The organism is Pseudomonas ficuserectae (assembly GCF_024584585.1).
GTDB classification, from domain to species: Bacteria; Pseudomonadota; Gammaproteobacteria; order Pseudomonadales; family Pseudomonadaceae; genus Aquipseudomonas; species Aquipseudomonas amygdali.
On record NZ_CP085684.1, the window covers coordinates 2,221,712 to 2,240,339 of the forward strand.

The 18,628-nt window shown below is 56.8% G+C and carries 23 protein-coding genes; 14 read left to right on the forward strand and 9 right to left on the reverse strand.

Features of this window, described 5'->3' with window-relative positions; all coding sequences use genetic code 11:
- The first annotated feature begins 151 nt into the window (after positions 1–151).
- Together LJU29_RS09840 and LJU29_RS09845 are read left to right on the forward strand one after the other, a co-directional pair.
- A complete protein-coding gene (locus LJU29_RS09840; RefSeq protein WP_257112180.1) occupies positions 152–670 on the forward strand; it encodes a type III effector in 519 nt (172 codons plus the stop codon).
- 550 nt (positions 671–1,220) lie between these two features.
- Positions 1,221–1,739 (forward strand): hypothetical protein, encoded by a 519-nt coding sequence (locus tag LJU29_RS09845; RefSeq protein WP_004658449.1) that lies wholly within the window; start codon positions 1,221–1,223, stop codon positions 1,737–1,739.
- Here the strand turns inward: LJU29_RS09845 and LJU29_RS09850 are convergent.
- The gene (locus tag LJU29_RS09850) at positions 1,736–2,662 is read right to left on the reverse strand and encodes a ZIP family metal transporter (protein ID WP_004665830.1); all 927 of its coding nucleotides are present in this window, start codon (positions 2,660–2,662) and stop codon (positions 1,736–1,738) included. The genes LJU29_RS09845 and LJU29_RS09850 overlap by 4 nt on opposite strands.
- A 152-nt stretch (positions 2,663–2,814) precedes the next feature.
- Between LJU29_RS09850 and LJU29_RS09855 the strand changes: the two genes are divergently transcribed.
- From LJU29_RS09855 to LJU29_RS09890, 8 genes are all read left to right on the forward strand, one after another.
- A complete protein-coding gene (locus LJU29_RS09855) occupies positions 2,815–3,006 on the forward strand; it encodes a PLDc N-terminal domain-containing protein (protein ID WP_002552853.1) in 192 nt (63 codons plus the stop codon).
- A 189-nt stretch (positions 3,007–3,195) separates the two neighbouring features.
- A complete protein-coding gene (gene speE / locus LJU29_RS09860) occupies positions 3,196–4,056 on the forward strand; it encodes a polyamine aminopropyltransferase (RefSeq protein WP_257112183.1) in 861 nt (286 codons plus the stop codon).
- 262 nt (positions 4,057–4,318) lie between these two features.
- Complete coding sequence (locus LJU29_RS09865) at positions 4,319–6,406, forward strand: LTA synthase family protein (protein ID WP_122358988.1); 2,088 nt, start codon at positions 4,319–4,321, stop codon at positions 6,404–6,406.
- 192 nt (positions 6,407–6,598) lie between these two features.
- Positions 6,599–6,835, forward strand: a complete 237-nt coding sequence (locus LJU29_RS09870) for a hypothetical protein (protein WP_002552856.1) — start codon at positions 6,599–6,601, stop codon at positions 6,833–6,835.
- Positions 6,836–7,082: 247 nt separating this feature from the next.
- The gene (locus LJU29_RS09875; RefSeq protein ID WP_002552857.1) at positions 7,083–7,424 is read left to right on the forward strand and encodes a ribonuclease E inhibitor RraB; all 342 of its coding nucleotides are present in this window, start codon (positions 7,083–7,085) and stop codon (positions 7,422–7,424) included.
- A 461-nt stretch (positions 7,425–7,885) separates the two neighbouring features.
- Positions 7,886–9,295, forward strand: a complete 1,410-nt coding sequence (locus LJU29_RS09880; RefSeq protein WP_257112186.1) for a circularly permuted type 2 ATP-grasp protein — start codon at positions 7,886–7,888, stop codon at positions 9,293–9,295.
- A 12-nt stretch (positions 9,296–9,307) separates the two neighbouring features.
- Entirely contained in the window at positions 9,308–10,267 is a 960-nt protein-coding gene (locus LJU29_RS09885) for an alpha-E domain-containing protein (protein ID WP_003378609.1), read from the forward strand.
- Positions 10,264–11,094, forward strand: coding sequence for a transglutaminase family protein (locus LJU29_RS09890; protein WP_002552860.1), 831 nt, complete (start codon positions 10,264–10,266; stop codon positions 11,092–11,094). Before LJU29_RS09885 ends, LJU29_RS09890 begins: the two co-directional genes overlap by 4 nt.
- A 59-nt stretch (positions 11,095–11,153) precedes the next feature.
- Here the strand turns inward: LJU29_RS09890 and LJU29_RS09895 are convergent, their stop codons facing one another.
- Positions 11,154–11,525 carry a rhodanese-like domain-containing protein gene (locus LJU29_RS09895; RefSeq protein ID WP_002552861.1) on the reverse strand — a complete coding sequence of 124 codons (372 nt, stop codon included), beginning with the start codon at positions 11,523–11,525 and terminating at the stop codon, positions 11,154–11,156.
- Between the two features lie 608 nt (positions 11,526–12,133).
- Here LJU29_RS09895 and LJU29_RS09900 point away from each other — a divergent pair.
- The gene (locus LJU29_RS09900) at positions 12,134–12,862 is read left to right on the forward strand and encodes an amidotransferase (protein ID WP_257112191.1); all 729 of its coding nucleotides are present in this window, start codon (positions 12,134–12,136) and stop codon (positions 12,860–12,862) included.
- Positions 12,863–12,902: 40 nt separating this feature from the next.
- On the opposite strand, the gene LJU29_RS09905 is transcribed toward LJU29_RS09900, so the two are convergent.
- The 3 genes from LJU29_RS09905 to LJU29_RS09915 all read right to left on the reverse strand — a co-directional run bounded on the left by LJU29_RS09905 (position 12,903) and on the right by LJU29_RS09915 (position 15,107).
- Entirely contained in the window at positions 12,903–13,874 is a 972-nt protein-coding gene (locus LJU29_RS09905; RefSeq protein WP_257112193.1) for a magnesium and cobalt transport protein CorA, read from the reverse strand.
- A 124-nt stretch (positions 13,875–13,998) separates the two neighbouring features.
- Complete coding sequence (locus LJU29_RS09910; protein ID WP_044343812.1) at positions 13,999–14,688, reverse strand: crotonase/enoyl-CoA hydratase family protein; 690 nt, start codon at positions 14,686–14,688, stop codon at positions 13,999–14,001.
- A 125-nt stretch (positions 14,689–14,813) separates the two neighbouring features.
- A complete protein-coding gene (locus tag LJU29_RS09915) occupies positions 14,814–15,107 on the reverse strand; it encodes a DUF6388 family protein (protein ID WP_004664517.1) in 294 nt (97 codons plus the stop codon).
- A 162-nt stretch (positions 15,108–15,269) separates the two neighbouring features.
- Between LJU29_RS09915 and LJU29_RS09920 the strand changes: the two genes are divergently transcribed.
- Positions 15,270–15,599 (forward strand): EthD family reductase, encoded by a 330-nt coding sequence (locus LJU29_RS09920; RefSeq protein WP_005731513.1) that lies wholly within the window; start codon positions 15,270–15,272, stop codon positions 15,597–15,599.
- 1 nt (position 15,600) lies between these two features.
- Here the strand turns inward: LJU29_RS09920 and LJU29_RS09925 are convergent, their stop codons facing one another.
- Positions 15,601–16,020, reverse strand: coding sequence for a DUF4124 domain-containing protein (locus LJU29_RS09925; RefSeq protein WP_005755847.1), 420 nt, complete (start codon positions 16,018–16,020; stop codon positions 15,601–15,603).
- A gap of 151 nt (positions 16,021–16,171) precedes the next feature.
- On the opposite strand from LJU29_RS09925, the gene LJU29_RS09930 reads away from it, so the two are divergent.
- The gene (locus LJU29_RS09930; RefSeq protein ID WP_005731515.1) at positions 16,172–16,342 is read left to right on the forward strand and encodes a DUF6021 family protein; all 171 of its coding nucleotides are present in this window, start codon (positions 16,172–16,174) and stop codon (positions 16,340–16,342) included.
- A gap of 50 nt (positions 16,343–16,392) precedes the next feature.
- Here the strand turns inward: LJU29_RS09930 and LJU29_RS09935 are convergent, their stop codons facing one another.
- The 3 genes from LJU29_RS09935 to LJU29_RS09945 form a co-directional block, all read right to left on the reverse strand.
- Positions 16,393–16,761: a c-type cytochrome gene (locus LJU29_RS09935; RefSeq protein WP_057453056.1), complete on the reverse strand. Its 369-nt coding sequence runs from the start codon at positions 16,759–16,761 to the stop codon at positions 16,393–16,395.
- 66 nt (positions 16,762–16,827) lie between these two features.
- Positions 16,828–17,358, reverse strand: coding sequence for a hypothetical protein (locus LJU29_RS09940; RefSeq protein ID WP_005755841.1), 531 nt, complete (start codon positions 17,356–17,358; stop codon positions 16,828–16,830).
- A 261-nt stretch (positions 17,359–17,619) separates the two neighbouring features.
- Positions 17,620–18,123, reverse strand: a complete 504-nt coding sequence (locus tag LJU29_RS09945; RefSeq protein WP_004661338.1) for a cupin domain-containing protein — start codon at positions 18,121–18,123, stop codon at positions 17,620–17,622.
- A 212-nt stretch (positions 18,124–18,335) separates the two neighbouring features.
- Here LJU29_RS09945 and LJU29_RS09950 point away from each other — a divergent pair, with 212 nt between their 5' ends.
- Positions 18,336–18,593 carry a DUF1652 domain-containing protein gene (locus tag LJU29_RS09950; RefSeq protein WP_010197125.1) on the forward strand — a complete coding sequence of 86 codons (258 nt, stop codon included), beginning with the start codon at positions 18,336–18,338 and terminating at the stop codon, positions 18,591–18,593.
- Positions 18,594–18,628: the final 35 nt, after the last annotated feature.

The window sequence follows — 18,628 nt, forward strand, 5'->3', positions numbered from 1 at the left end:
GAGTCCACCCAAGCTCCGTACTAGAAACATACCGTCGGAGTGCAATCAGCATGAATAGAGTTTCCGGTAGCTCGTCAGCGACCTGGCAGGCAGTCAACAATCTTGTAGAACCACGTTGTCCACGACAGGCTATCAGACGGCAATGGGCCGCTTGAACAATCCTGAAAAATCGGATGCGGATGCGCTAATGACTGTGAGGAGGGCACAACAGTACACGGACAGCGCGAAGCGAACTTATATTTCGGAAACGCTGATGAATCTGGCAGATTTGCAGCAACGGAAAATATATCGCACCAACAGTGGGAACTTGCGTGGCGCGATTGAGATGACGCCCACGCAACTCACAGATTGCATACGGAAGTGTCGCGAAGAGGGGTTTTCCAATTGTGACATACAGGCGCTGGAAATCGGCTTGCACCTTCGCCATAAGCTAGGGATCTCAGATTTCACCATCTACAGCAACCGTAAGTTAAGCCACAACTATGTGGTCATCCACCCGACTAATGAGTTTCCGAAAGGAGCGATTGTAGACTCTTGGACGGGACAGGGCGTGGTGGAGCTTGACTTTAAGACCCGGTTGAAACTCAAGCACCGGGAAGAGAACTACTCAGTAAATGCCAATATGCACGAGTGGATCGAGAGATACGGCCAAGCGCATGTGATTGACTAAACCCTAAATCCACCACATCCAGAGCACTTATGCAGCGAAATCGTTTGATCGTGACGACGCGTTATACTGGCTGAATTGGGTTGCCGGCCAAGGTTTTCGGCGCATATCCACGCCCCCGGGGGCGCTGCGTCGTCGTACGCACGCTGAATTGAACAAGGATGAGGCATGTAATTCTCTCGCCAAGGCGGTGTTCTCCAACCGCCTTTTGCTGCCGAACACGGGCTTCGGGGAGTAGTAAAAAAGCGCACTTAAGCCTCGTTTCTGTCCGTAAACCCTCTTGCTGACTGGTCGGATCGATAAAACCACCGTTTGATGGACGCCAAAATCATCGGTTTTTCAGTCCAATTTAATCTTGGCCGGTCGCGCTCGATTGCAGGTCGAAGTGCATAGATTCGGGTTCGTTTACAGCCAATGCTGGTTCGTGGGGCCGGATAGACTCAATTAATGTCTGTCGAAAAACTCGATAATTGCAGGTCGAGGCCATTTCGATTGCAGGTCGTTACCGTTATCCTTCGCGCCTCTTTTTTTGCCCGTTATCAGGATCGCTCCCATGAAAGACTCACTGGTCGAATTAATCAGCAAAGTCAGCTCCGGCTGCATGGGCGACGACGAAATCGTGCGTATTGCCGATGAAGCCGCGCAGGCGTATGCCGACCCTCAGGCTTTTCTGGCCGCCAATCCTGATATCAACTACGACGACACCTTTCCGATTCCGCTGGGCGAATGGGTGGTGGTAGGCAGTCTGCCGGAAACCGTGCTGTTTCAGGCCGACAGCTATATGGACCTGTTCGAGCAGATCGTGCAGTCATTCGGCAAGGACGTGACGTTCAACATCAAGCCGAAACAATTGGCCAAGGTCGAACCACTGGTAGCGCTCAACCGGATTCAGATTCAATTGAGCAGCATGAACAAGGACATGGGCGGCTATGTGCTGATGAACTTCAGCCAGCCGCTGGATGACGAACTGCAGGCGGTGCTGGTGTACGGCCGTGACGAGGCGCGGGTGCTTGAACTGGCGGCGTTGGCCGGCATCCATGCCGCACCCGCTTTGCAGGCATTGCGGGGTTAACCCAGCGCCGTGTCGAGAAACATCATTACCGCGAAGCCGCCCATCAGGCCGAGCGTCGCCGAGGTCTGATGGCCGTTGCGGTGGGTTTCCGGGATGACTTCATGGGACACCACGAAGATCATCGCACCTGCCGCCAGCCCCATGCTGAGCGGGTAGGCGATGGCAAACCCGCTGGAAATACCCAGGCCCACCAGCGCGCCCAGCGGCTCCATGAGTCCTGAACCGATGGCCACCAGCATTGCCTTGAATGCCGACAGCCCGGTAGCACGCAGGGCCAGCGCAATGGCCAGGCCCTCAGGGATGTCCTGAATAGCAATGGCAGTAGTCAACGGCAGGCCGACGTTCATGTCGCCGCTGGCGAAGCTCACACCTATCGCCATGCCCTCCGGCAGGTTATGCAGGGTAATCGCCAGGACAAACAGCCAGACCCGGCTGATTCGCTCTGAATGAGGACCCTGACGGCCCACGCTTTCATGCTCGTGCGGGGTGAACTTGTCCAGCCCAAGCATCAACAGCACACCCAGGCCCAGACCGGTCACTACCGTCGCAGCCGCCCAAGGGCCACTGTCGGTTATGCCCCGAGCGGCCTCCAGCCCGGGCAGTATCAGCGAGAACGAGCTGGCAGCCAGCATCATGCCGGCAGCAAAACCGAGCATGATGTCTTGAGCGCGTTGCGAAACGTTGCGCAGGGCCACCGCCATGACTGCACCCAGCGCCGTCGCCAGGAAGCCGGCCGTGCCGCCCAGCAGTGCATGATTGAAGTTGACCTGGCTGGTGCCATAGAAGGCATTGTAAAGACTGATGCCGCCGAGTCCGACGACGATCAGCAGAGCAAGGGCGAAACCCAGGCTCACCAGCGGGCTGCCCTGAAGATGGTTGAACCATGTCGCCCAAGGCGTTCGGGGTTGTGCGGGCGTTGGCATGAAGACGGCTACCTGTGTGAGGGTGAAAGCGATAATGAATGAAATGCGAAGTCGACCCCCGTTGGGAGCCTGAGAATATAAGGTTGGTTCAACGGAACCCCCGAACGGCGCAACTATCCTAGGAAGGTAAGCATTCAATTAGGGGCAACACCATGGGTTCTAGTTTCAACGGCCTGGTCGGCTTGATCATTCTGGCGCTCGATATCTGGGCCATCATTAATGTCTTGAAAAGCGGCGCCGAGACCGGCAAGAAAATTCTCTGGGTATTGTTGATCGTGCTGTTGCCTGTTGTGGGCCTGATCATCTGGGCAATCCTCGGACCGCGCGGCAACGTGCGAATCTGATACGCCGCCAGGTTATCAACGAACGCTTGATTACCCTGAGTAATCAGGCGTTTTTCGTTCATGGGCCAAGGCATTTGCAAGCATGACGCTGCACAGAGGTTCGACCTGTCATGTTCCTCGACGTAGAATGCGCGCCTTTGTTGTGGGCGGTCGGCCGTCCTGTCATCAGTACCCAGCGGGAGCTTACCCATGAGCGATTATCAGGAAACGTTGTACGAAGGCTACGGCCAGCGCTTTCGTATGGAAAAAATGCTGCACGAAGTGCGTACCGAACACCAGCATCTGGTGATCTTCCAGAACCCGCGCATGGGCCGCGTCATGGCGCTGGACGGCGTGATCCAGACCACCGAGGCGGATGAGTTCATCTATCACGAAATGCTCACTCACGTGCCGATTCTGGCCCACGGCGCTGCCAAACGTGTACTGATCATTGGCGGCGGCGATGGCGGCATGCTGCGCGAAGTCGCCAAGCACCTGACCGTCGAGCACATCACCATGGTCGAGATCGACGCCACGGTGGTCGAGATGTGCAAGGAGTTCCTGCCCAATCACTCCAGTGGCGCTTTTGACGATTCGCGCCTGAACCTGGTCATCGACGACGGCATGCGCTTTGTCGCGACGACCGAAGAGAAGTTCGACGTGATCATCTCCGACTCCACTGATCCTATCGGTCCGGGCGAAGTGCTGTTTTCGGAGAACTTTTATCAGGCCTGTCATCGCTGCCTGAACGAAGGCGGCATTCTGGTTACCCAGAACGGTACGCCCTTCATGCAACTGAGCGGTGTACAGACCACTGCAGGACGCATGAATGGCCTGTTTGCCGATTGGCATTTCTATCAGGCCGCCATCCCGACCTACATCGGCGGTGCAATGACTTTTGCCTGGGGCGCCACTGACAAGAGCTACCGCAAACTGCCACTGGAAACCCTGCGTCAGCGCTTCACGGGCAGCGGTATTGTTACGCGCTATTACAACCCGGAAGTTCACATTGGCGCATTCGCCTTGCCGCAGTACGTACTGCGGGCTGTGAGCAAGGCCAGCAACGACTGATCAATAGATCTGACGTTACCGGCCGGGTCAGCCTTAACGCCGCCTGAGGGGCGTTGAAGCGCGCAACTGGCGACATAAATTTCACACTTTTTGTCCCAGAATTGCGCGCGAAGCTGAACAGGCACGCGTATTCATGGGCCGCCCCGGCCCCTGGTGACCCGCAATCAAGTAATATCTGCGCCCTGTTGTACGCCGCCCGCCCTTGGTGAAGGGCGGTGCTGCACCCTGAACCTACCCCTGAATCCACCGGATCCTGACAACCATGGCTAAAACGGACGCCCAGATTCATCGGCAAGCCCGCCTGCTGAACCCGACTGTCAAATCGCATCTGGCTTACATCCTGCTCAGCGGTTTCGCTTTGATGGTGATGTACACGCTGTTGCGTATCGGTCTGCTAGTCTACAACCGCGAGATGATTGGCGACACGCCAGCCTCGACATTCCTTGAAGCACTCTTCAACGGCACGCGTTTCGACCTGCGCCTGACCATGTATCTGCTCATTCCGCTGGTGCTGTCGCTGTTCAGCGCCCGGGCCATGGCTGCACGCGGGTTTTTCCGGTTCTGGCTGACCCTGGTCGGCAGCATCACGCTGTTCTTCGGCTTGATGGAAATGGACTTCTACCGTGAGTTTCACCAGCGCCTCAACGGTCTGGTGTTTCAATACGTCAAGGAAGACCCCAAGACTGTCCTGAGCATGCTCTGGTATGGCTTTCCGGTGGTTCGCTACCTGCTCGCCTGGGCAATCGTGACCTGGCTGTTGAGCCTGGTGTTCAAGGGCATCGACCGCCTGACGCGGCCACGCCTCATAACGACGAAGGACACCCAGACGGTCAGTACAGTTGCGCCGTGGTACATGCGTGTTGGCGTTTTCGTGCTGGTATTGCTGGTTATGGTGGTGTGCATCCGTGGCACCCTGCGCCAAGGCCCACCGCTGCGTTGGGGTGACGCTTACACCACCGACTCCAACTTCGCCAATCAGCTGGGCCTGAACGGCACACTGACCCTGATTACGGCGGCCAAGAGCCGTATGTCCGAAGATCGCGACAACATCTGGAAAGCCACGCTGCCACAGGCCGAGGCGCAGCAGACGGTGCGCGACATGCTGCTGACCTCGCATGACAAGCTGGTAGAACCTGATATTGCCGCTGTGCGTCGCGACTTCACACCGCCAGTAGAGAACACGTTGCCGATCCGCAATGTGGTCGTGATCCTGATGGAAAGCTTCGCCGGTCACTCGGTAGGGGCGCTGGGCAACGACGCCAACATCACGCCGTATTTCGACAAGCTGTCGAAAGAGGGGCTGTTGTTCGACCACTTCTTCTCCAACGGCACCCACACCCATCAGGGCATGTTCGCCACCATGGCGTGCTTCCCGAACCTGCCGGGCTTTGAGTACCTGATGCAGACGCCAGAGGGCAGCCATAAGCTGTCGGGCCTTCCGCAATTGCTGAGCGCGGGTCGCAACTACGATGACGTCTATGTCTATAACGGCAACTTCGCCTGGGACAACCAGTCGGGTTTCTTCAGCAACCAGGGCATGACCAACTTTGTTGGTCGCGAGGACTTCGTCAATCCGGTGTTCTCCGATCCGACTTGGGGCGTTTCCGACCAGGACATGTTCGACCGTGGCGCCCAGGAGCTCAAAGCCCGTCAGGACGGCAAGCCGTTCTATGCGCTGCTGCAGACCCTGTCCAACCACACGCCGTATGCGTTGCCGGACCCGCTGCCGGTCGAGCGCGTGACCGGGCACGGCTCGCTGGATGAGCATTTGACCGCCATGCGTTATGCCGACTGGGCGCTGGGTCAGTTCTTCGAGAAGGCCAAAAAAGAGCCTTACTACAAGAACACCCTGTTCGTGGTGCTGGGCGACCACGGTTTCGGCAATGACAAGCAGTTGACTGAAATGGACCTGGGGCGTTTCAACGTGCCATTGCTGCTCATCGGGCCTGGGGTACAAGAGAAATTCGGCCAGCGCAGCAGCATTGTCGGCACACAGGTTGACGTCGTGCCAACCATCATGGGGCGTCTGGGTGGCCTGAACCGCAACCAGTGCTGGGGCCGCGATCTGCTGAACCTGCCGGAAGGCGACAAGGGTTTTGGCGTGATCAAGCCGTCGGGCAGTGAGCAGGTGGTCGCGATCATCAGCGGCAACCGCATTCTGATCGAGCCGACAGAAATGCCGGCCAAGCTGTTGACCTACACGCTCGGTGCCAAGCCGTCTGCCGAAGAAGTGCCTGATGCACCTGACACTCAGGAGCTCAAGCGCAAGCTGGAAAGCTTCCTGCAGACCGCCACCAAGAGCCTTCTGGACAACACGGCCGGTGTCGAGGCCAGCAAGAACCGTAACTGACCATGACTGACTTGTCCGGGTACCCGGCAAGTCGGATCAGCAGCACACAAAAGGCCCTCGGCATCCATTGCGAGGGCCTTTTGTTTTGCCCGTCATCGCGGGCTGTCCGGCGTAATTCGTTTGAACGAATGCGAGGGCAAAAAGGTCCTTATCACATAAGCCAGAGTGCCTGGCTTCGTTCTGGAGGCATTGATGAAACAGTGGGCCATTTCGTATCTGGACAAGGATGGTGTGCAGCAACTCCGTGAGGCTGGTTTTGACGAGCGTCCCAGTGAGGAGGAGGCCGCGCGTTTCCTGCGCAAGGACCTGTATCCAGTCACCGATGAGCTGGATCTCAATGATCTTGACGGGCGCACCGACGAGCCTACGGTTAAAACGCTTAAAGACCATAACAGTGTGCGGATCATTTCCATTACAGAAGTTGCCTGACCTGCGGTGATTCAAAAAGCTTTTCGTGGCAACCACTTGGCATCCTGCCCACGATGGGTCTACTCTGCAGATGAGGCTGTTCAAACGGCCTCTGACATCTCGATACCCGACCTGTGCCAAGCTTGGTCTGGTCAGCTACATGCTTGATTCCCCACGCCGGATTATCTGTCGTGCGGCGGCCCCGATGATTCGGCGGTCGCTCTGGAAGAGTTGAAACTCTATCTATCGTTGCATAGGAGGACGTTTCATGAGCACAGCCTATCAAGAGGACATCAGCAGTAACGTACTGCGCCGCATGAAAGAAGGCGGTTTTGATTTTGCGCGAATCTATCCCATCGAGTTTTACGCCATCTTCCCGGATGAGGAGCGGGCACGGCAGGCTGCAGAGCAATTTCGCGGTGAATCCCTCAATACCCAGGTAAACGTACGTGATGACGGTAACTGGCACTTGCAGTTGAGCAAAGTGATGTATGCCACTTATGACGGTATCGGTGATTTCGAGCAGGACTTTCAGATGGTGATTTCGCCCATGGACGGTGAGGTCGAAGGTTGGGGTGTCACTCAGGAGATCAGAAGACTGCACGCTTGATGGCTTTTGATTGTCAGGCAACACATTACCGGCTGATTCGGGATACGTTCTGGATCGGCCGGTTCTGTTTTTGCTTCGCGCTCATAAACAGTGGTCAAAAAAAAGCCACTCAAATGAGTGGCGCAAAGGGAAGTCTGTTTAAAATCCGCACGCGTTCTTCGCCTGCTGGACAAAATAACGGTTAGCGCAAAAACGGCGTTTGGTGCCCTGTTTGCTCGGTTGCTGTGGAGTGTGGCGAACTAATGTTGTTGGCGGAAATCAACTCTGACTATGCTGATCATAGATTTCACGGTTGAATGACGCTTCCGAATGAGGCGCGAAATAATCGGCTTGGGCGTTTAGTGCACAGGAATGGTGCGTAGAACGTCGAGTGTTTACCTAACCTTTTGAAATCAAAGCGTTTATGCCGGTGGCACGGGCTTTGCGATGGTCTTGGTGTCCATGGTGACAAGGAGTACGGCATGATCCGCACCTTTTATGACGAGATGTACGATGCGGGGGGCGTAGTCCGTCCGCACTATCGGGAGTTCGCCCGCTGGCTGGGTGATACGCCTCCCGAGCTTTTGGCTCAACGCAGGCGCGAAGCCGATCTGCTGTTTCACCGTGCCGGGATCACGTTCACACTCTATGGTGATGAGCAGGGCACCGAGCGGCTTATCCCCTTCGATACCATCCCGCGCAGCATTCCCGCCAGCGAATGGCGTGTTGTCGAGCGTGGCTGTATCCAGCGCGTCAAGGCGCTGAACATGTTTCTGGCGGATCTTTACCACGACCAGCGGATTATCAAGGCCGGGATAATTCCTGCCGAACAGGTGCTGGCCAACGAGCAATATCAGTTGGCGATGCAGGGCCTGAACCTGCACCGCGATTTGTATTCGCACATTTCCGGCGTCGATCTGGTGCGCGACGGTGATGGCACGTATTACGTGCTGGAGGACAACCTGCGAACCCCGAGCGGCGTGAGCTACATGCTCGAAGACCGCAAGATGATGATGCGTTTGTTCCCCGAGCTGTTCTCGGCTCAGCGCATTGCACCGATCGATCACTATCCGAATCTGTTGCTCGACACGCTCAAGAGTTCCAGCCATCTGGACAACCCGAGTGTCGTGGTACTGACGCCCGGGCGTTTCAACAGCGCCTTTTTCGAGCATGCGTTTCTGGCTCGCGAGATGGGGGTCGAGCTGGTTGAAGGTGCCGATCTGTTTGTCCGCGACGACCGCGTGTTCATGCGTACCACCGACGGTCCCAAGGCTGTCGATGTTATCTACCGTCGGCTTGACGATGCATTCCTTGATCCGCTGGCGTTCAACCCTGATTCCATGCTGGGCGTTCCAGGACTTCTGGCCGCGTATCGCTCCGGCAATGTGCTTCTGGCCAATGCCATTGGTACCGGCGTTGCCGATGACAAGTCGGTTTACCCCTACGTCACCGACATGATTCGTTTCTATCTGGACGAAGAGCCAATTCTCAAGAACGTGCCGACCTGGCAGTGCCGCAAGCCGGAGGAGCTGTCACATGTGCTGGCTAACCTCGGCGACTTGGTCGTCAAGGAAACCCAGGGCTCAGGGGGCTACGGCATGCTGGTCGGCCCTGCAGCGACCGCCGCCGAGATCGAAGCCTTCCGGGCGCGCCTCAAGGCCAAGCCGCATGCGTACATCGCCCAACCCACCTTGTGCCTGTCGACCTGTCCGACCTTCGTCGAAAATGGCATAGCCCCGCGACATATCGATCTGCGCCCCTTTGTTCTGTCCGGTCGCGAAACCCGCGTCGTACCTGGCGGGCTTACCCGAGTGGCCTTGCGTGAAGGCTCACTGGTGGTCAATTCGTCACAGGGTGGCGGAACCAAAGACACCTGGGTGGTCGAGGATTAAGGATGCCTGCCAATGTTAAGTAGAACTGCCTCTGATCTTTTCTGGATGTCGCGTTACCTGGAGCGAGCGGAGAACCTCGCCCGAATGCTGGACGTGAGCTATTCGCTGTCGCTGATGCCGCAGGACGGGCGGGGCGACGGGCTGGATGAAATAGCCATGCCGTTGCTGATTACCGGAACGCTGGAAACCTATATCGAGCGTCATGGTGAACTGCATGCCGAGCGCATGCTGCATTTTTTCGCGCTGGACGCGACCAACCCGGCCAGCATCTACAGCTGCCTGGGCGCCGCAAGGGCCAGTGCGCATGCCGTGCGCGGGCGTATCACTGCCGACATGTGGGAGAACATCAACTCCACCTGGCTGGAAATTCGCGGCATTGCTCAACAGGGTCTGACCCGTTACGGCATGAGTCGCTTTTGCGAGTGGGTCAAGGAGCGTTCGCACCTGTTCCGTGGTGCGACCTACGGCACCATCATGCGTAACGATGCGTTCCGTTTCATTCGTCTGGGAACGTTCATCGAGCGCGCTGACAACACCATGCGCATGCTCGACGCCCGCTATGAGATGCTTGAACTGCGTGGGCCACAGGCCAACGCCGCGGCGGACAACTCGGCTGCCGGGTACTACCAGTGGAGCGCCTTGTTGCGCGCACTGTCCTCGTTCGAGGCTTACACTGAAGTCTATCGGGATGCGCCAGGTGCGCGTCAGGTTGCCGAACTGTTGCTGCTGCGTGCCGACATTCCGCGCTCGTTGCGCGCCTGTCTGGAAGAAATGGACGTCATTCTGGCAAGTCTGCCCGGCGTCAATGGCCGACCTGCGCAGCGCATGGCCGCCGAGATGGATGCAAGATTGCGCTACACCAGTATCGACGAGATTCTGGATGAGGGCCTGCATGAGTGGTTGAACGAATTCATTCCAATGCTGGCCCAACTGGGTGATGCCATTCACACTTCGTACCTGGAGGCTGCATGAGACTTTCGATAAGCCATGAGACCACCTATCACTACGATGACCAGGTGCGCTCGAGTATCCAGTATCTGCGCCTGACGCCTCACGACAGTGAGCGCCAGCAAGTGCTTAGCTGGCAATTGACGTTGCCGCGCCCGGTGCGCGCGCAGATTGATCCTTTCGGCAATATCCTGCATGTCCTGAGCCTGGAAGAGCCGCACGAAGCGATCATCATCGGCGCGCGCGGGCAGGTGGAAATCGACGAAACCCGCGAGGCCGAGCACGAAAGCCAGTCGGCATTACCGTTTTTGCGCGTGACGCGATTGACCGAGCCTGACGAAGCGATTCGCAGTTTCGCAGCCAGGGAATGTCGCAAGCGCGCTGACCGTAGCGCATTGATCGACCTGATGCAGGCGCTCAACCAGCACATGACTTACACGCAGGGTGCGACCGAAGTCGACACCAGTGCCGCCCAAGCCTTCGCCGGACGCTCGGGGGTCTGTCAGGACCATACCCACGCCTTCCTGGCCTGCGCCCGCAGTCTTGGGGTGCCGGCACGTTATGTGTCCGGTTATCTGTGCAGCGAAGACAGCGAACATTTGTCCAGTCACGCCTGGGCCGAAGCCTGGATAGACGACGCCTGGTACAGCTTCGATGTCACTAACCAGCTGGCCATTCCCGAACGTCATTTGAAGCTGGCGGTAGGGCTGGACTATCTGGATGCTTGTCCGGTGCGCGGCATGCGCCGGGGTGGCGGGTCTGAACAGATGCACGCCAAGGTCGTGGTTTCACCCATGACCGGTACGCCAAAAGTGAAAACCCGCGTACAGGTCCAGGCGCAGCATCAGTAGCTTTAACGCACTGACCTGCGCTTCACTGAAATGGCCGGAATTTAAACTCCGGCCATTGCTTATTCGGCAGGGTCGTCGGTGGTGCTGTAGAGCGCGTTGTGCAGCTCTTCGTAATTACCGCCATTGATGACGCTGAAATAGCCCGCTGCCCTGAGCTTTTCCTGAGCCTTGTCGGCTTTGCTGTCAGTGCTGCTGAAAATGACAAACACCGCATTGCGGTCGTTGAGCACTTGTTTCATCTGATTGACCAGCCGCCGGTCATCGACCCGTACCGCATTCAATACCGTGCCAGCGTCATAGTCGGTCTGGCTGCGTACATCCATCGCCAGTTTGCCTTCCTTGAGCGCAGCCACAGCTGCAGCCTGATCTACCATGCCCGCGTGGGCTGCGAAGCTGCTGACAAGTGCAAAAACAGCAATCCATTGGCGCATAGGCGCGTCTCCTTCAGTCGAGTGGAAAGAGTGGCACAGTTACACACTGACCGAAAGCGTGTCAGATCAGCCGAACAACCTGTTCAGGTTAGGCACGATCAATAACAGTGCAGTGGTAAAGAGGATTAATCCCGCCTGACGTACTTTGGAGTGTTTGAACTTGAACATGGCTGACCGCCTTTTGTTGTTATTCCTGAGCGACAGAAGCAGGTCTATTCCGCAACGCAGAGAGTCGACCGCTGGCAAGGGTGCGCATTGAACAGGTGGACCCGGTCATTTGACCGCTGGCCCGAGCGCTGAAAGGATTTTGCGCGCCTCCTGTTACAGATTTAACAATAGAGCCGAGGTGCCCCACGCCTTAGAACGGTTGGGAATTTAAACGTCTACTTATCCAACTTAACGTTATCAATCAACTGCTCGCCAGAGGCTCAGGCCTTTGCTAGACGCTTCATTCACATCGGTCAGCTTTGCACCGTTCGTCCGGGTCAGACTTTTCCTACGTGCATTAAACCTCCGACAAGGCGCGGGGTGCTGCTTGATTTGCCGGTGCCTTCAAGGCAGGCTCTGCCCGTGCGCTATTGCCTCATCATTGTTTCAGGGCCTCTTTTATGTCTTTACGCATCTGTATTCTGGAAACCGACAACCTGCGACCGGAGCTGGTCGAGCAATACCTGGGGTACGGGCGGATGTTCGAATTGCTCTTCGCTCGCCAGCCAATCGCTGCAGAGCTGACGGTTTACAACGTGGTGCAAGGGGACTATCCACCTGCAGACGAGCAGTTCGATGCTTATCTGGTGACCGGCAGCAAGGCAGACTCGTTTGGCACCGATCCCTGGATTCAGACCTTGAAGGTTTATCTGCTGGAGCTGTATCAGCGCGGCGAAAAACTGCTGGGTATCTGCTTTGGTCACCAGTTGCTGGCCTTGCTCCTGGGCGGCAGGACCGAGCGTGCCGTGCAGGGTTGGGGTGTGGGTATTCATCACTATCAATTGGCACCCGCCAGACCGTGGATGACGCCAGCAATGGACAAGCTCACGTTGCTGATCAGCCATCAGGATCAGGTGACCGCGCTGCCCGAGAACGCAACGGTGCTTGCATCCAGCGAGTTCTGTCCATTTGCGGCCTACCATATCAATGATCAGGTGCTGTGTTTCCAGGGCCATCCCGAGTTCATTCACGAGTTTTCCCGGACCTTGCTTGATCTTCGTCAGGAAGCGCTGGGCGAACAGGTTTACCAACAGGGTGTTGCCAGCCTGGATCACGACCATCATGGGGCGACGGTCGCAGAATGGATGATGCGCTTTGTGGCGCACAAGCCGGAAAAACAGTCTGTCTGATCCGGCGCATGGCTGTTTGAACGGGAATGCAGTGGCGGTGCTATAGCCAGCCAGAGCGCTTGAAGCTGGCAAACAGCGCCGTACACCCGCCCAGAATGACGCCCAGCACGATGAAGTAGCCGTACTCCCACTTAAGCTCCGGCATGTTCTCGAAGTTCATGCCGTAAATGCCGGCAATTGCGGTTGGAAAGGCCAGTATCGCTGCCCAGCCCGCGAACTTGCGCTGCATGATGCTTTGCCTCGAAGACTCCAGCAACAGGCCGATTTCGATTGTCTGGCTGGCGATGTCACACAGGTTGCCCAGGTCTTCCATCTGCCGCTTGACGTGAATTTCCACGTCGCGAAAGTAGGGGCGCATGTTCTTGTCGATGAACGGGAAACTGAGTCTCTGCAGTTCTTCACCCACTTCCACCATCGGCGCTACATAACGGCGCATGCGCAAAAGGTCACGGCGCAGTGCATGAATGTGCTGGATGTCGGACTCGCGCAATGAGCCGCCGATGACACTTTGCTCCAACAATTCAAGTTCGGCATGGATGGCTTCGGTCACCGGTTGATAGTTCTCGGTGACGAAGTCCAGGAGGGCGTAGAGCACGAAGTCTTCGCCGTGCTCCAGCAGCAGTGGCCTGGCCTCGCAGCGCTGACGCACCAGCCCGTAGGACTTGGAATGGCCGTTGCGCGAGGTGATGACATAGCCCTTGCCCGCGAAGATATGGGTTTCGATGAACAGCAGCTTGCCGTTTTCGCGTACCGGCGCGTAGGTCACGATAAACAGCGCATCGCCAAAGGTTTCCAGCTTTGGACGGCTGTGAACCTCCATGGCATCTTCAAGGGCCAGTTCATGCAGGTTGAACTGTTCTTTCAGGCTGGTCAGTTCCTCATTACTGGGCTGCTCCAGGCCGATCCAGACGAAATGATCGGGTTTGGCGGCCCAGGCGGCACCCTCATCAAGGGTAATGTCGCGGACTTTTTTGCCTTTGCTGTACACCGCTGCTGCAACAACTCGACCCATGGCGCTATCGCTTCTTCAATATGTCAGTGGCGCAAAAAACATGCGCGGTAGCTGATCAGATTGATCAAATGCGTATGAGTTCGCCGGTAAACAAAAGCCCGCGCGGGCGGGCTTCGATTGGGTATCACAGCATGTGTTGCCTATCCTGCTCGATAGCTGCATCCAGTGTATCGAGCAAGGCTTTTCTGACCTTGAGTTTGGTCTTCTTGTGCGCGCTCATGTTGATCTTCTTCAACTGTGCGGCGACCGCAAGTGCGGTGCCTTGCAGTTCATCGACGCTGACCACCTTGTCCAGGAAGCCGGCGGCCATCGCTCCTTCAGGGTCGAACATTTCGGCGTTGATCACTGAGCGATTGAAGGCTGATTTACGCAACCGGTCACGCGCCAGTTCGATGCCGGCGTGGTGCATGGGCATGCCGATCTGTACTTCGTTCAATCCGATACTGAATGGCCCTGCGACACCGATTCGATAATCGGCGGACAGCAGCAAAAAGGCACCCTTGGCAACCGCGTGACCGGGGCAGGCGACAATGATCGGGAAGGGGTGTGACAGCATTCTGCGCGCCAGGGTGGAGCCCTGAGCAACCAGATTGATCGCCGCTTCGGCGCTCGAGGTCATCACCTTGAGGTCGTAGCCGCCCGAGAGAATGCCGGGCTGTCCAGTGACGATCACGATTGCCCGGTCCTGTTCGGCCTGATCCAGCGCAGCATTGAACGCGATGATTACGTCCGGGGAAATGGCATTGACCTTGCCGTTGTTCAGGGTCAGCGTGGCGACACCGTCGTCCAGATGGTACGAGACCAGATCACTCATGACGTGATTCCTTTATTGAAGTGAGCAGACGTTACTCACCCATAAGGAACAGGTAAAGCGCTGACTGATGAGTCACTCGGTAGATCGCCAATCAATGGCCGATTTACCCTCCACGGCGGCTTCGGTCACGGCTGGATATCGTTGAAGCCGCAATATTCTTCCCAGTCCATGCCCAGCGCCTCGGCGACCTGGCGGTGTGCTTCAAGGCGCATGCTCTGCAACTGTTCGGGCGACTCGGCAATCAGTTCCAGCGCCAGTTCCCAGGTCTCGATGCCCTGGCTCTCGGCCTCATCTTCAAAAGCCCACTGTAATTGCTGCTTTTGCTCTTTCGGGCTCAACGCGCTGATTTCGTCCTTCAGGGTCGGATGGGTCGCGAGGTATTTCGCCAGCGCGGCCTCGTTCCACTCAAGCGTATTCATGCGGGGTTCCTCAAAACGTTTCGATAGCCCGGCCGCTTTTCAGGGCAGGGGGCAAGACGGCGTGATTGTGAGGGAGCACGTCATTGATGTCAGCACCCGGCCGCAATAATCGCTAGAGTGCTCAGGCGAATGTATTGATCCTTCACTCAGGAGCCTATCGAGATGATCAAAGTCAGTGTGCTGTATGCGTATGAAGAGGGTGCCCGTTTTGACCACGATTACTATCGCGACAAACACTTGCCGCTGGTGCAAGAGCTGATGGGCAGTTACTGCAAGGGCTACAGCGTCGACAGAGGCATAGGCGGAGCAACGCCGGGCTCGGAGCCTCGGTATATTGGCATGTGCCACATCTATTGCGATTCCATTGAAGACTTTGAAGCCGGCATGGGGCCGCATTCAAAGCAGATCAATGCCGACATCACCAACTACACCGACCTGATCCCGGAGATACAGATCAGCGAAGTGCGTGCCGATGTGAAAACCGCGCCATAGCTTATCGAGCGGCGTCCTGGCGAACCGCTTGTTTTTTTGAAGACATGCCACCCGACGGATCAAAGCACTGGCTGTCGTAACGCGGGCTCTGGCACTGCGAAGGGATGTTCGGCGGTGGCGGGCGGTTTCGTTGATACGCCTTGTAGCGTTCCGTCTCGTAGACCGTCACGTGGGTGCGGCCACTGATCTTCAGGTATTCAGTGGCCTTGAGATTGGTCTGGTGAACATAATCGATAGGCTCACCCTCGCGCCGCATGTTCGGCGGGCCCTGGCGCTGCAGCGCGCTCTGTGCAGCGTTGTCACAGGGGATCGACGCATAGCTCACCTGTCCCTGCGCTGATGTGCATTTGAAGATCTCGCCGTACGCCGTGCCTGCACTCAGCAGCGCTAACACTGCCAGCGTGATTGAAAGCCTTTTCATGGTTCTCTCCTTACATGGCGCAAGGCTACCATTTGCCTATGGGTGTCGCCATATCTCCTTGCTGTCAGGCCCCGTTCGTCAGACACATCGCACGGCTATGTTGATCCGCTTTCTGACTATCAGGTTCTGAATTTAACCAATGGAGGCTCACATGACCGGCACCAAGCCAGGCAGCAGCAACGAAGACAAGAATGATCCGGGTTTTGACGAAGAGTCACCGAAAACCCAGGACCCGCAAATCGATCCGATCGGGACTGACAAGGCTCCTGCCGATGACAAGGGCAGCGATGATGATTACCCGCCTTACATGCCGGCTAAGTAACTGACCGATCGCCTTCGGTAAACACCGAGGGCGATTTATCTACGCCTGCATTATTTGTTTGCGTTCAGGTATTCGAGCAGGTCTTCCATTCGCTCATCGTTGCCCATCCACCACAGTTTCATCCGGGTGCCAGGCACGACTTCGCCTGGGTCTTTGATATACGTGCGCAACTCCTCACGCGTCCAGACCAGTCCCGAGTTTTTCATTGCATCGGTGTAAACGTAGCCTTCCTGTTGCCCTGCCTGACGGCCAATGATGCCGTTGAGGGGCGGACCAAATGCGTTGCGTGCAGAAGGGCCGATCTTGTGACAGCCCGAGCAGAGGCGGGTGAAGACTGCTTTCCCGGCCTCTGCATCACCTGCGCCGTAAGCCAGCGGTTGCAGTGCCAGCGCCACTATGAATAAGGCAGTTTTTCTCATCGATATCCCACCGCGTGTGCGGCCGTCTGGTCAAAAACGACGAATGTTAGCGCAATTATCGGAGGTTCACTTGCTGGCCGGGATCTGGCTCGACAACTCGTCGAAGTCACGCTTGTAACTCGCCATCTCTGCGGCACTGACGAAGCTCTGTTCAAGGACCACTTTCTTCGCTCCGGACTCGATGGTGTCCAGTTGATGAAGGAAGCGCTTCTTCTTTCTCGCCTCCATCCGTGCGCCAGCCTCATCGATAGCCGTGCGTAGCTCAGTTGCTCGCTGGTTTACGAAATCCTGGCCTCGACGATCAACGGTGAGCCCGTCGTTTTCGACATAGCCCTCCAGCCCGGTTTTCTTCAACACCAGCCAAAGTGCATGATCCGGCGTGAACGTACCCTTGAATTTCTTGACCTTTCTGCTGCTGTCAGCGCCCAGATCGACCTTCACCGGGCAGCCGGATCGATGCGCCAGTTGCTGCAAGGCCTCGTCCAAACGTTGCGAAGGCATGTCATACGCCACCGGCGCCATCTGACACGCAGCGAACGCGGGAGCAGCCGCCAGACACGCAACGGCGATGAGCAGTTTTTTCAGGGTATTTTTCATGATTGCAGGGTTTCATCCGGGAGGTAGGGCTTGGAAATCGTTTTCTGCATGATGTTCCCTGTCTGCCCGACGCTTGCTTGAGCAGTCGTGTCCCTGATGTCTCTTGACCCATGCCAGACGCTGCATGCTCAAATCGCAGACAAAGAAAAGCCCGCTATGGGGGGTAGCGGGCTTAAGGTCTTGCTGGGAATTGAGTTAACAATAAACCCGCGAACGTGAAAAAAGCGTGAACTGCCGGATACAATTTATGAACAATTGAAATCAGGGCTCGCCTTCCCAGTAATCGAGGTTTTCAGTGGTGCGCTGGTTGGCGGTAAACACCCGGGTTCCCTGCACTGAAACCATCGCCTGGTACTTCCCCGAGTCGGGGTATTCACAGACCTCCGGCGTTTCCCGGGTGCTGATCGACAGGTACTTCAGCGGGGCCTGCGAGGTGTTGATTATCTGATGAGGGTATTCGGAGCCCGCCGGGATAAACACGATGTCACCCGTTCGGATCGGCAGCATCTCGCCTGCGACACGCAAACTGCCTTCGCCCTCGATGATCACGAACATCTCTTCCTGCGCATGATGAAAGTGATAAGGGCACGAGCGCTTGCCCGGCGCCACGACATCAATAGAGGCCCCGAGCTTTTGCGCTGCCGTGCCCGTGCCCAGGCGGGCTGCCGAGCTTTCATAGAGAGGTTCACGAACCTCATGTTGGAGTGGGGCCTCATTGAAATTGCGAATCAGACGAGACGCCAGTTCACGTGCGCGTTCATTCATGTCGGTCGAGGCTCGGGGAGTTCAGAAGAGGGTACTTTAGACCAGACGGCGTAATGCGTTGCAGGCAGTTACCTTGATCAGGAAAAACAATCCCGGGCAGTCGCCACAAAAGCCCCCGCGCCGCGTGCATCCGTTGCGCAGCTCGGAAACCTATTCGCCTAAAACTCGTCTACTCTTTACATCACGATTCAGCCCTTTGCAGAGGACGCACCATGTTTTCAAAAACCGATATTCAACGCGTTCTTGAAACGGCCTTTCTGCCGTCAAAGTGCGAGTGCGTCGTCGCGCTGGATGAAACCTTTTCCGTGAAGCTCCTCCACCCCGAGTCGGGTGATATCCAGCTGTATGTAAAGGGGCTGTCCTTGTCCGAGGTAGAGAGCAGCCGATCCATCGCGCGGCTGGTGCTTTCGCTGAGGGAGCAGAGGGATCTGATGGGGCTGATGGATTTGTCCATGAGGCGTTTGGCTTAAGGGCTGGGGGCGGATTTTGATTGCGATTGTTTGAT